The organism is Salipiger sp. ABF4_146 (genome assembly GCF_056161345.1).
The window spans coordinates 26,906-39,437 of record NZ_JBSWYX010000032.1 but is presented as its reverse complement, the minus strand read 5'-3'; the positions used below and the strand labels follow the sequence as shown (position 1 = coordinate 39,437).

Below are 12,532 nucleotides of genomic sequence, written 5' to 3'. Positions count from 1 at the left end.
CGTCGACGCGGTCCATGGCTTGGGCGATGACGACGATCTCGTCGGTGGTCAGGCCCGACAGATCGGCGCCGGGCACGGCTTCGAGGATCTGCTGCGTGGCGGGAGCGCCGGTTTCGGTTGCGGCGGAGGCCACACCGGTCAGAGCGGCGGTTGCGACGAGGGCGGAGGCGATAAGGGTTTTCATTGTCTGGTCCTTCCGTGGGATGGGCGCGGCTCTCTTGCGGAGCTGTCGAACCCGGATGTGGGCGTGGGACGTAATGCCCCGGGGAGGGGAGCCCGGCGGGCCCGGAAAGTCCGTGGCCCGTCAGGCGGAATGTCTGGTCGCGCGGTAAGCCGCGCGGGCCGACATTAACGCAGGCTCTCGATCAGCGCCCGGGCGGTGCCGGATTTCTGCGCCGCACCGTCTGCTTGGTCGATGACCTGCGCGACGGCGACGATCTCGGCGGTGGTCAGGCCGGACAGGTCGGCACCGGGCACGGCCTCGAGAATCTGCTTCTGTGCGGGAGCTGCGGTCTCGGTCGCGGCGGAAGCCACGCCGGTCAGAGCAGCGGTTGCAACGAGGGCGGATGCGATAAGAGTTTTCATAACGACGTTCCTTCTTAACTCCTGAATCAGCGGTGGCGTCAGGCGTCGCCGCGCCCCGTTTCGTTTCGGGGTGAGGGATAAATCGTTATTTCAGCGCCATTTATCAAATCACGGCAGCGCTCACGGATGATCTCGAAAGCGTGTACTTGAAAGTGAGTGGGGCAATCCCCACCCGTTCTCAAAGTGCTAAAAATAAGGGCATTGTTGGAGCCGCGGGTTTGACAGAAACCGTCGAATTCCGTGATATTCGCTTAGGAAACACCGGGGTTTCCAAAAAAGAGCCACGTCCTGTGCAGAAATGAACAAGAGCGCAGATGCGGTGACGGGAATGCTGCAAGTACATGAATCTTATATGACATTTTGCATGTCGAGGGGGCTTGCCCTTTGCGGTGCCCAATGTACCTTTTTGCCATGCAAAACCTTGTCCCGCGCCCCGAAGACCTGATTGAAACCGGATTCGTCCTCGACGGGCCGACCGCGGGGCGCAGACTCACCCCCGCAGAGGCGCCCGAGGTGCTGCGCAGCGACACCTTGGGCTGGGTTCACCTTCGCGCCTCACACCCGGATGCGCCCGGATGGATCATCGAGAACCTCTCGTATCTCGATCCGACGATCATCGACGCGCTGGTGGCCGAAGAGACCCGCCCGCGGATCACGCGCATCGGCAATGGGCTGATCGTCATCCTGCGCGGCATCAACACGATCGACGGCGAGGACCCGGAGGACATGGTCTCGATCCGCCTGTGGATTGACGAGCAGCGCATCGTCAGCCTGTCGCGGCGCAAGGTGCGGGCGGTGGACGACATTGCCCGGGCTCTGGAGCAGGGCGGCGGGCCGAACGATTGCGCGGAGTTCCTCTCGCAACTGGTCGAGCGTCTGACCTACCGGATCGAGTCCTTCTGGCGCGGCATCGAGGAAGAGGCGGACCAACTGGAAGAGGACGTTCTGGAAGAGACGCATGACGAGATGCGCCAGCAACTCGTCGAACTGCGCCGCCGGGCCATCATCCTGCGTCGTTACCTCCTGCCGCAGCGTGACGCGCTGCGGGTGCTGCAGACCAGCCACCCCAATTGGCTCGAAGCGGACGACCTGCGCCAAATGGAAGAGGAACTGGACGCGATCGAGCGTGTCGTCGAAGACGCGGACGCCATGCGTGAACGGATGGCGCTGGTGCGCGACGAGCTGGCCGGGCAGCTTTCGGACCGGCTCAATCGCAACATGTACATGCTGTCGGTGCTCTCGGCGCTGTTCTTGCCGCTGGGCTTTCTGACCGGCCTCTTCGGCATCAACGTCGCCGGGATGCCCGGCGCCGGCGAGCCGATGGCCTTCTGGCTGTTTTGCGGCGGGCTGGTCGTCGTGGTGGGGCTGCAACTGCTGATCCTGCGGCGCCTGCGCTGGATTTGACCGAAGCCCCTAGAAGACCCGGCTTTGACGCTTAGGCCAGGTTCAGCTCTTTGGCGATCATCGCGGCATGGGTGCGGTTGCGCGCCTCGAGCTTGCGGCTGAGCGTCTTCACATGCAGCTTGATCGTCACTTCCTGCAGGTCGAGATCGCGGGCGATCTCTTTGTTGGACTTGCCCTCGCACAGGCCGCGCAGCACTTCGCGCTCGCGTGGGGTCAGTTCGGCGGCCTTGCCGTCCGGCGCTTGGGTCATGAAGCTGTAGGGGGCAAAGACCTCGCCTGCCGCCATCACCTGCGCGGCGCTGACGATGGTCTTGGAGGGCAGCGTCTTGGGGATGAAGCCGGCGGCGCCGGAGCGGATCGCGGCCTGCGCGATATCGGCGGTGGCGGTGCCCGACAGCAGGGCCACGGGAACACCGACGCTGACCTCGCGCATGCGGTCGAGCCCGGAAAGGCCCGCCATGCCCGGCATATTGTAATCGAGCAGGATCAAATCGAAGGCCAGCCCGCGCTCGACCAGCGCGATGGCTTCGTCCAGCGTGGCCGCGGTGAAAACCTCATCGATGCCTTCCGAGCGGAGGAAGGCGGCGATCGTCTCGCGGACGAGGTCGTGGTCATCGGCGACCAGAATACGCATGAGTTCTCCTGCCAAGACCTTTGCTCGCAGCAAGCAAGTTCTGGCGCAAAAGTCTTACCGCTTGGTTTCGAAAACTGGTGTGGACACTGGCAATCTGGTACGTCTTTGCGCTTGGGTAACAGCAACGTATGATATTGAGCGGCAACAAAGTTCGCAAGGAGGTTGGGTTCAGATGTACCGTTGGGTGGTTTTGATGTTGCTATGCCTGATTTCCGGGCCTTTTTGCGCCTCCACCGCGTCGGCGCAATCGTTGCGTGTGCCAAGTGGCCAGGTGCTGCTCACCGTCGACGGTCCGATCGAGGTCACCAACGGGCCCGAGGGGGCCGATTTCGATCTGGATATGCTTGAGGCGCTTGGCACAACCAGTTTTACCACCGAAACCATCTGGACCGAGGGGCCGCAAACCTTCACCGGCGTATCGCTTTATCGTCTGTTCGAGGAACTGGGCGTCGAGGGCGGCAGCATCCGCGCGGTGGCAGTCAACGAGTACTGGGTTGAAATCCCCGTCAGCGACGCGGCGCCCGACGGGCCCATCATCGCATGGGCGCGCAATGGCGCGCAGATGAGCGTGCGCGACAAGGGGCCGCTTTGGGTGGTCTACCCCTATGACGACAACCCCGACTATCGCAGCGAAATCATCTTCTCCCGCAGTATCTGGCAGCTTCGGCGGATCGTCGTCGCGCCGTGAGGGAGAGGCAGGACACCTCCACCGGTGGCAGCCTGCCGAACCGGAAACGCTGGGCGGCGCTGAGCGCGCCTTTCATCGTGCTGTGCCTCGCGGCGCTGGTGCTGCTGACCGTCGATGCCGCGCGCCAGATCCAAGGGCTGGCCACCGCGAACTCCGACAATGGCCAATGGTCACTGGCCCAGATGGAGGTGGAATTCGGCAGCCTGCAGAGCCATCTCGAAAGGCCCGCAGCCTATGCCGACCCTGAGGCCATGCGCCTCGCCTTCGATATTTTCTACAGCCGTTACCAGACGGTCTCTCGCGGCGCGCTCTACGCCGATATCGTCAACACGCCCAGCGTCGAAGGGCCGATGCGTGTCGTGCAAGAGTTCCTCGACGAGACGGTGCCACTGATCGACGGCCCCGAAGAAAACCTTCTGGCCGCGCTACCGGAGTTGCGGGCCCGTGCCGAGCCGGTGCGGCTGGCGATCCGCGAGATCTCGCTTTCGGGCGTGCGGGCGTTTTCGGCGGCCTCGGACACCCAGCGGCGCAAGGTGATGAACTCGCTGGTCCGGCTGTCGGGAATGGCGCTGATCCTTGTGCTGGCGCTGGCGCTTGGGGTGGTTGCGCTTTGGCAGCTGATGCATGTGGCGCGCGATCAGGCGCAGCGCCGGGCGCGTGCCAACCACCGGCTCGAGGCCGTGGTCTCGACAGCGCTCGACGGCATCGTGGTGACCGACAGCAGCGGGCGGATTCTGCAGTTCAACGGCGCGGCGGAATGTATCTCGGGCCATGGCCGCGACCTCACGCTGGGCCGCCCCGTCGCCAACCTGCTGTTCCCGCCGGGCAGCCCGGAAGCGGGCGAGCACGGCCTTGCGCGGCACGCCGGGCGCGGCCGGGTGCGCTGCGAAGGGATGCGCGCCGACGGCACGCGCTATCCGATGGAACTTTCGGTGACCGAGACCGAGCATGAGGGCGATGTCCTGCGGGCGGTCTATTTCCGCGACATCACCCGCGACATCAGCGCCGAAGAGGAACTGGTCGAGGCGCGCGACAAGGCGGTCGAGGGAGAGAAAGCCAAGGCCCGCTTCATCGCCATCATGAGCCACGAAATGCGCACCCCGCTGAACGGCATGATCGGCGCGCTGGAACTGCTGACCGAGACCGAACTGACCCGCGACCAGCGCGAGTACCTGCAGATCCTGCGCCGCGCCGGGGACGTGCTGCTGCAGCATGTGAACGACGTGCTGGATCATTCGCGGCTCGAGACCGGGCGTTTCAGCTTTGCGCGGGCCCCGTTCGATCCGTTCGAACTGGCGCGCGAGGTGGTCGACGTGCTGCGGCCTACCGCGGCGGCGCGCGGCAACATGCTGCAGGTCTCGCTGCCAGAGGGCGACTGTCCGCTGATGATGGGCGATCCGACGCGGCTTCGGCAGGTGCTGGTCAACCTCGTGGGGAACGCGATCAAATTCACCGAGAACGGCGAGATTCAACTGTCGCTCGACTGCCCGGGCCGCACCGGGACGTTGAACTTTGAGGTGTCCGACAATGGCATCGGCATCGCCGAAGACCAGCAGGAGCGCATCTTCGAGGATTTCGTGACGCTCGATTCCTCCTACATGCGCGCCGCCGAGGGCACTGGTTTGGGGCTGGGGATCGTACAGCGTCTGGTCACTGCCATGGGCGGCGAAGTCTCGGTGCAGAGTGCTCCGGGCAAGGGCACGCGCTTTCAGGTCGCATTGCCGGCAGAGCGCGCCCCGCTCGATGTGGCGCCCCCGGTGCCGGTGGAGAACCCCGAAATGGCCCCGTCGCGCGTTCTGGTGGTCGAGGACAACCCGGTGAACCGTCTCGTGGCGACCGCCATGCTGCGCAAGATGGGTCATACGGTGACCGAGGCGCGCGATGGCGCAGAGGGTCTCAAGATCGCGGCGGAAGAGACCTTTGACGTGGTGCTGATGGATATCTCGATGCCGGGCCTTGATGGCGTCGAGACAACGCGCCGCCTGCGTGCGGGGGGCGGGCCCAACGCCGAGACGCCGATCGTGGCGCTGACCGCCCACGCGCTGCCCGCCGATATTGCGCGGTTCCGCGAGGCGGGCATGCGGGTCACGCTCACCAAACCGATCACATGGCGGGCGCTGACCGAGGTCATCGCCGGGATCGCGCCTGCCTCCACCGAAGTGGCCGACGCCGACGACGGAGCGGACATGGCAGCGGAGGACGCCCCGGTGCTGGATGATGTCGCGCTCGACGCTGCTGCCATGTCTCTGGGGGGCGAGCTTTTCGCCTCACTGCGGGATCGCTTCGTGGCCGAGACGGAAACCGGGCTTGGTGATTTGAGGGAGCAACTGCGCTCCGGGATCTCGCCCACGCTCTATGCCGAAAAGGTCCACCGTATTGCGGGGTCGGCCGCGGTGTTCGGCGCCAGCGCGCTGCATGGTGCGCTGCGCGCCGAGGAGGAGCGCGCCCGGTCGAGCGAGGCACTGCCCGCGGACAGCCTCGATGCGGTGCTGCCGGTGTGGCAGGCGACCCGCAAGGCGCTTCTAGAGCTGGAAACCCAGCCCTAGGTTTCGGAGGCAAGATCGCTGAGGATCGGGCAATCGGGCCGGTCGTCGCCGTGACAGGCGTGGACCAGATGCGCCAGCGTGTCGCGCATCTGCTGCAGCTGGGCCAGCTTCTCATCGATTTGCGCCAGATGGTCCTCGGCGATGTGTTTCACCTCGGCGCTGGCGCGGCTCTCGTCCTCGTAGAGCGCGAGCAGCGCGCGGCAGTCCTCGATGGTGAATCCCAGCGTCCGCGCACGCGCCAGAAAGGCCAGCTTGTGCACGTCCTGCTCGGTGAAGGCGCGGTAGCCATTGGCACCGCGGTGCGGCGTCACAAGGCCGATGTCCTCGTAATAACGGATGGTCTTGGGCGGCAGCCCGGCGCGCTCTGCGACGTCTCCGATGTTCATGCCTTGGCCTCCCGAGTGCTGGGCGTTTGGACAGCGCGCGCGCCGCGCTCGGGCGCCATGGCCGGGGCGAGCCTGCGCAGGCGCAGCGCGTTGCTGAGGACGAAGACGGACGACAGCGCCATCGCGCCCGCCGCCAGCATCGGCGAGAGCAGCGTGCCGAAGGCCGGGTAGAAGACCCCCGCCGCCACCGGGATCAGCGCGACGTTGTAGCCGAACGCCCAGAACAGGTTCTGGCGGATGTTGCGCAGCACCGCGCGGCTCAGGTGCACCGCTTCGACCACGCCTTTCGTATCGCCCGAGACCAGCACCACGTCGGCGCTCTCAATGGCGACATCGGTGCCGGTGCCCATGGCAAGACCCACCTCTGCCTCGGCCAGCGCGGGCGCGTCGTTGATGCCGTCGCCGACAAAGCCCACCGCGCCATGCGCGTCGCGCAGCGCCCGCACCGCATCGCGCTTGCCCTCGGGCAGCACCTCGGCCTCGACATGGTCGATGCCCAGTTCGCCGGCGATGGCCTGCGCGGTGGCGCGCGTGTCGCCGGTGATCATCGCGGTCTTCAGCCCCATCTCGTGAAGCTTGGCGATGGCCGCCTTGGCGCCCGGCTTGACGGTGTCGGCCACCGCCATAGCCCCAGCGATCTGCCCGTCAATGGCCACCAGCACCGGCGTCTGCCCGGCGCCCGCGATCGCATCGTACGCGGCGCTTAGCGGGCCAAGGTCGACCCCTTCTCGCGCCATCAGCCGGGCGGCGCCGACCAGCACGCGGCGCCCCTCGACGCGGGCACTGAGGCCGTGGCCCGCTATGGCCTCGACCTCATCGGCCTGCGGAAGGGGGCCCTCAGCGGCGCGCTCCAGCGCCCGTGCAATCGGATGCTCCGAGCTTTGCTCGGCGCTGGCCGCAAGGCGCAGTACCTCCGCCTGATCGAAGCCCGGCGCCGCGGTAGTGCGCACCAGTTCGGGACGGCCCTCGGTCAGCGTTCCGGTCTTGTCGAAGGCGACGATGCCCACGCTTTCCAGCCGCTGCAGCGCGTCGCCCTTGCGGAACAGCACGCCCAGTTCGGCGGCGCGCCCGGTGCCGACCATGATCGAGGTTGGCGTGGCGAGCCCCATGGCGCAGGGGCAGGCGACGATCAGCACCGAGACCCCGGCGACCAGAGCGTAGGTCAGGGCAGGGGAGGGGCCGAAGATCAGCCAGGCCAAGAAGGTGAGCGCGGCGGCGGCCATGACAGCGGGCACGAACCAGATCACCACCTTGTCGGCCAGCGCCTGAATCGGCAGCTTGGCACCCTGCGCCTCCTCGACCATGGCGATGATCCGCGCCAGCATGGTGTCGGCGCCCACCGCCGTGGCCCGGAAGCTGAGCGCGCCGGCGCCGTTCATCGTGCCACCGACCACCGTGGCGCCTGCGGATTTCTCCACCGGCACCGGCTCGCCGGTGATCATGCTCTCGTCGACATAGGAGCGTCCGGTCAGCACCTCGCCATCCACGGCGATGCGCTCGCCGGGACGGACGTGCAGCACGTCGTCCTGCGCCACCTCGGCGATCGGTAGTTCGGTGATCTCGCCATCCCGCTCGACCCGCGCGGTTGAAGGTTTCAGGCCCACCAGCCGTTTGATCGCAGCCCCGGTGCGGCCCTTGGCCCGCGCCTCGAGGAAGCGGCCCAGCAGGATCAGCGTGACGATCACAGCCGCGGCCTCAAAATAGACCGCGCGCGTGCCCTCGGGCAGCAGCCCGGGCAGGAAGAGCGCCACGGTGGAATAGAGCCACGCCGCCAGCGTTCCGAGCGCCACCAGCGAGTTCATGTCCGGCGCGCCCTTGAGCAGCAGCGGCAGGCCGATCTGGTAGAAGCGCCGCCCGGGCCAGACCAGCACCGCGGTGACCAGCACGAACTGGATCAGCCAGGAGGTGGTCGTGCCGATGGTGGACGCGATCAGATTGTGCACACCGGGAATGAAATGCCCGCCCATCTCCATCAGGAACACCGGCGCGGTCAGCGCGGCCGCGACGATCAGGTCGCGTTTCAGCGTGGCCTGTTCCGCGCTCTTGCGCGCCTCCTGCTCGGCGCTGTCGTCGCTGGCGAGGCTGGCCGTGTAGCCCGCGCCCTCGACCGCGTGGATCAGTGCAGGGGCCTCGGCGGACCCAGCGAGCAGCTTCACCTCGGCGGTCTCGCTGGCGAGGTTGACGCTGGCCGAAAGCACGCCCGGCACATCCGTCAGGGCTCGCTCGACGCGGCCTGCGCAGGATGCGCAGCTCATCCCCTCGATGCCGAGTCGCATCGTGGAGACGCGCGCGGGATAGCCCGCCTTATCCAACGCTGCGCGGAGGGTGGGGACGTCCGCACTGCCCTCGACACGGGCCATCTTCGTCGCGAGGTTCACCGAGGCGTCGGTCACCCCATCGACCCCGGCCAGCGCCTTCTGCGCGCGGCCGGCACAGCCGCCGCAGTTCATCTTCGTCACTTCGAAGCGCAGACTTCCATCGGCCATGATGCGACTCCTTCCAATTCTGGTCGGTCGCCTACATAGGGGTTCCAGTTACTGGAAGGTCAAGGGACTCTTGTCAGTTGGCACGGTTGCCTGCAGGGGCTCAGTTGAGCGGACAGCCGAGACGCGTGCGGCACTCTTCGCACAGCAGCGGCAAGCCGACTCGCTCCGCGGCGTTGGTGAGTGTCAGAATATGCGCAGGAAGCACCATCATTGTGGCCTCGGCCAGCGCCATCTCTCGGTCCTGTTCGGTGGCGGTGAGCACGAAGCGGGCAATGGCGCGCTCATCCTCTGAGATGCTCTGTGCCTCCAGCGGCAGGATCAGCGGCCCGTGCCAGCCATGCCGGGTGAGGATCTCTGCGAAATCGCCAAAAGCGCGCAGGCAAGCGCGCGCGCGTGTGAACCCCAGCACGTCGCGCAGCTCGAGTTGCGCGGTGGCCTCGTCACTATCGCGCCAGAGCCGCAGCAGCCGCACCACCCGCGCCTCTGCGGGGCGCAGATCCACCCGGTCGAACCGTTCGTGTCGCATGGAACCTCTCCCAGCTAGTCGCCCCCGAGGGGCCGTCGATCCGGGCTGCCCCGAAAGCGGGACTGGCTGGGTGAGGTAATCTTGATTAATTGAGTCGGTTAAGTCAAGCCGCGCCGCCGACGCCGCTTTCCGCTTCGATCTGCTTGCGTGATTTGCGGGCCCGCTCGGTGGCCGATTTCAGCTGACCACAGGCGGCCATGATGTCTTCGCCGCGTGGGGTGCGGATCGGCGAGGCGTAGCCGGCCTTGTAGATGATGTCGGCAAAACGCTCGATCCGCTCCCAGTCCGAGCGCTGGTAGGGCGCGCCGGGCCATTCGTTGAACGGGATGAGGTTGATCTTCGCGGGAATGCCCGAGATCAGCTTCACCAGACGGCGCGCGTCGGCGTCACTGTCGTTCACGTCCTTGAGCATCACATACTCGAACGTGATACGTTCGGAGTTCGACAGCCGCGGATATTCACGAAGCGCGTTCAGCAGTTCCTCGATGTTCCAGCGTTTGTTGATCGGGACCAGCTTGTTACGCACCTCGTCGGTGGTGGCGTGAAAGCTGACCGCCATGAGGCAGCCGATCTCTTCGGCGCATTTGGCGATCTCCGGCACCACGCCCGAGGTCGACAGGGTGATGCGGCGCCGCGACAGGGCGATGCCTTCGCCGTCCATGGCGATTTTCATCGCGTCGCGCACGTTGTCGAAGTTGTAGAGCGGCTCGCCCATGCCCATCAGCACGATGTTCGACAGCAGGCGTGGTCCGCTCTCGCCGGTGCCGGTGCCCGGCTCGGGCCATTCGCCCAGATCATCGCGCGCCAGCATCACCTGACCGACAATCTCGCCCGCGGTGAGGTTGCGCACCAGCTTCTGCGTGCCGGTGTGGCAGAACGAGCAGGTCAGCGTGCAGCCCACCTGCGAGGAGATGCAGAGCGTGCCGCGGTCTTCCTCGGGGATATATACAACTTCGACTTCGTGCCCGCCGGCGATGCGCACGAGATACTTGCGCGTGCCGTCGACAGAGACGTTCTTCGAGACGATCTCGGGCAGGGAGATGGTGAATTTCTCGTCGAGAAGCGCGCGGTAGTCTTTCGACAGGTTGGTCATCGCGGCAAAGTCGCGGACGCCCCAGTGATAGACCCACTGCCAGATTTGACCGACCCGCATTTTTGCTTGCTTTTCGGGCGTGCCCGCCTCGATCAGAGCGGCGCGCAGGGCGTCACGGGTGAGCCCGATCAGGTTCACCTTGCCGTCTTCGGGCTGCTTGCGGGGGATCGTCACCACGTCCTGGGTGATCGGCGCGCTGGCGGTCATCTCGTCATCCTCGGAAAAAGAAGGCCTCTCCATACAGGATTCGCCTGCAAAAAGTCAAAGGGAACGCGCAGGCGCGTTCCCTCGGTGAAGCTCATCTGTGGATGGCTCCTGGCATTTCAAGTGATGCACGGCCTTTCAGATGCTGCGTCGGCGTATTTTGGGAACAATGAAAGCCGTTGTGGTGCGCACACGGCCTTCATCGTTCTGCAAATACGCGCCGCAGCGGCTCAGCTCGTGCAGCGCGTCTCGGCATCCTCGACGGCAGCGGTGAAGCCCAGCAGCGAGAAGGTGTCCTCGGTCTGGGTTCCGCGGCTCGATCGGGCGGTCAGCGTGGCGTCGGCGCCGCGTTTCATCGCCGCGATAATCTTGGCATCGTCCTGCGGTGTGGCCGGCCAAGCCCATTCGCCCTCGGTATAGAGTTCGTAGGTCTCGCCGGAAATGTTCGCCTCGACGGTCGAACCGCTGGCGAACGGATAGCCGCCGGTGAAGGCCACTTGGCCCATCACGTTGGCTTCGGGGCGATAGAACACCATCAGAAGAATGTCGCCACGCTTCACCGAGACGACGCGGCCGTCCTTGGTGTTGACGCTTTCTTTGTAGGTGGTCACCGCCCAGCATTCGCGCGGGCTGTTGCCTTCGAACACCGACCAGTCGGTGATCGCGTTCACCCGGTTGGTGCTTTCTTCCTGTGCAAGACCCGCCGTTGCGGTCAGCGCCATTGCTGCGCCCAGAACCCCACCGAGAATTGACTTCATACCTGCAGCCTCCAGCCGTGCTTGCCTCTAGATGTCTGGCGCGCGCCCAACCTGTTCCGGTCTCTTGACCGGCGCGACCATTCGTGCTCGACGGCGGGACAATAGACCGAAACACGCGGGGCGAGAAAGCCCCGATGGCAGAATATCGCTCGTTTGTGAGGACCCCATGCGTCAAGACCCCATCACTGCCGCCGTGCCCCTGGTGGAGGTCCGTCGCGGGCCGCTCGCGGAAAGCCTGCATCTGGGGCACGCGGTCATCTGCGATTCTTCGGGCGGCATTGTGCAGGCCTGGGGCGATCCCGAGGCTGTGGTCTACCCGCGCTCCTCGTCGAAAATGATCCAGGCGCTGCCGCTGGTCGCCTCCGGCGCTGCCGAGGCGTGGCAGCTGACGCCGCCGCAGCTGGCGCTGGCCTGCGCCTCGCATCAGGGCGCGCCGGTGCATGTGGCTGCGGTTGAGGCGTGGCTCGCCGATCTCGAGCTTGCGGACGAGGATTTGCGTTGCGGTCCGCAGCCGAGCCGCGACAAGGACCTCAAGCTGCAGATGATCCGCGAGGGCCAGCCGCCGTGCCGGGTGCACAACAATTGCTCGGGCAAGCACGCGGGGTTCCTGACGCTTGGCCAGTATCTTGGCGCCGGGCCTGACTACGTGCTGCCCGAGCATCCGGTGCAGGTGGCGGTGCGCGATGCCTTCGAGCAGGTGACCGGCGCGGTGAGCCCCTGCTTCGGCATCGACGGCTGCTCGGCACCCAATCACGCCACGACGATGGCGGGGATGGCGCGGGCGATGGCATGGTTCGCCAGCGCGCAGCAGCGCGGCGATGCGCTCAGCCGCGCGGGGGCGCAACTGGTCGAGGCAATGTATGCCTACCCCGATCTGGTGGCGGGCGAGGGCCGTGCCTGCACCCTGCTGATGCGTGCGGCGCTTGAGCCTGTGGCGATCAAGACCGGGGCCGAGGGCTATTTCGTCGCCATCCTGCCGCAGCGCGGCCTCGGCGTGGCGCTGAAGATCGCGGATGGCGCGACCCGTGCGGCGGAAAGTGTCATGGCCGCGCTGCTGGTCCGGCTTGGCGTGGCCGACCCGGCGCACCCCGATGTGCACCGCTTCCTCAACCCCGAGGTCCGCAATTTCGACGGGCTGGTGACCGGCGAGATCAGACCGCTCGACACGCTCTTCGCAGCCTGAGGCAGAAGGCGCGGGCCGCCCCCTTCTTCTCTTCCAAAA

11 protein-coding genes and 1 pseudogene are annotated in these 12,532 nt (G+C 66.2%); 4 read left to right on the top strand and 8 right to left on the bottom strand.

Translation table 11 applies throughout. From position 1 onward, the window contains the following. Together ACXAJT_RS25730 and ACXAJT_RS25725 are read right to left on the bottom strand one after the other, a co-directional pair. Window positions 1-184, bottom strand: a pseudogene (locus ACXAJT_RS25730) (hypothetical protein); the annotation flags it as partial. A gap of 164 nt (window positions 185-348) precedes the next feature. Next, on the bottom strand, window positions 349-585 hold the full coding sequence (locus ACXAJT_RS25725; RefSeq protein ID WP_475241292.1) for a hypothetical protein: 237 nt from the start codon (window positions 583-585) through the stop codon (window positions 349-351). Between the two features lie 411 nt (window positions 586-996). Here ACXAJT_RS25725 and ACXAJT_RS25720 point away from each other — a divergent pair, with 411 nt between their 5' ends. Next, complete coding sequence (locus ACXAJT_RS25720) at window positions 997-1,989, top strand: zinc transporter ZntB (protein ID WP_475241290.1); 993 nt, start codon at window positions 997-999, stop codon at window positions 1,987-1,989. A 31-nt stretch (window positions 1,990-2,020) separates the two neighbouring features. Here ACXAJT_RS25720 and ACXAJT_RS25715 read toward each other — a convergent pair whose 3' ends face one another. Beyond that, entirely contained in the window at window positions 2,021-2,623 is a 603-nt protein-coding gene (locus ACXAJT_RS25715) for a response regulator (RefSeq protein ID WP_475241288.1), read from the bottom strand. Here ACXAJT_RS25715 and ACXAJT_RS25710 point away from each other — a divergent pair. Both ACXAJT_RS25710 and ACXAJT_RS25705 read left to right on the top strand, forming a co-directional pair. Beyond that, window positions 2,622-3,311, top strand: coding sequence for a putative pterin-binding protein (locus ACXAJT_RS25710; protein WP_475241285.1), 690 nt, complete (start codon window positions 2,622-2,624; stop codon window positions 3,309-3,311). The genes ACXAJT_RS25715 and ACXAJT_RS25710 overlap by 2 nt on opposite strands. After that, complete coding sequence (locus tag ACXAJT_RS25705) at window positions 3,308-5,857, top strand: hybrid sensor histidine kinase/response regulator (protein ID WP_475241281.1); 2,550 nt, start codon at window positions 3,308-3,310, stop codon at window positions 5,855-5,857. Before ACXAJT_RS25710 ends, ACXAJT_RS25705 begins: the two co-directional genes overlap by 4 nt. On the opposite strand, the gene cueR is transcribed toward ACXAJT_RS25705, so the two are convergent. The 5 genes from cueR to ACXAJT_RS25680 all read right to left on the bottom strand — a co-directional run bounded on the left by cueR (window position 5,854) and on the right by ACXAJT_RS25680 (window position 11,310). Next, on the bottom strand, window positions 5,854-6,243 hold the full coding sequence (gene cueR, locus ACXAJT_RS25700) for a Cu(I)-responsive transcriptional regulator (RefSeq protein WP_475241279.1): 390 nt from the start codon (window positions 6,241-6,243) through the stop codon (window positions 5,854-5,856). The genes ACXAJT_RS25705 and cueR overlap by 4 nt on opposite strands. After that, entirely contained in the window at window positions 6,240-8,729 is a 2,490-nt protein-coding gene (locus ACXAJT_RS25695; protein ID WP_475241277.1) for a heavy metal translocating P-type ATPase, read from the bottom strand. The genes cueR and ACXAJT_RS25695 overlap by 4 nt, the downstream gene beginning before the upstream one ends. A 100-nt stretch (window positions 8,730-8,829) precedes the next feature. Beyond that, on the bottom strand, window positions 8,830-9,255 hold the full coding sequence (locus ACXAJT_RS25690; RefSeq protein WP_475241274.1) for a hypothetical protein: 426 nt from the start codon (window positions 9,253-9,255) through the stop codon (window positions 8,830-8,832). 103 nt (window positions 9,256-9,358) lie between these two features. After that, complete coding sequence (gene rlmN / locus ACXAJT_RS25685; protein ID WP_475241295.1) at window positions 9,359-10,555, bottom strand: dual-specificity RNA methyltransferase RlmN; 1,197 nt, start codon at window positions 10,553-10,555, stop codon at window positions 9,359-9,361. 227 nt (window positions 10,556-10,782) lie between these two features. Then, a complete protein-coding gene (locus ACXAJT_RS25680; RefSeq protein WP_475241272.1) occupies window positions 10,783-11,310 on the bottom strand; it encodes an invasion associated locus B family protein in 528 nt (175 codons plus the stop codon). 166 nt (window positions 11,311-11,476) lie between these two features. On the opposite strand from ACXAJT_RS25680, the gene ACXAJT_RS25675 reads away from it, so the two are divergent. After that, window positions 11,477-12,493 carry an asparaginase gene (locus ACXAJT_RS25675; protein ID WP_475241269.1) on the top strand — a complete coding sequence of 339 codons (1,017 nt, stop codon included), beginning with the start codon at window positions 11,477-11,479 and terminating at the stop codon, window positions 12,491-12,493. The last annotated feature ends 39 nt before the right edge of the window (window positions 12,494-12,532 follow it).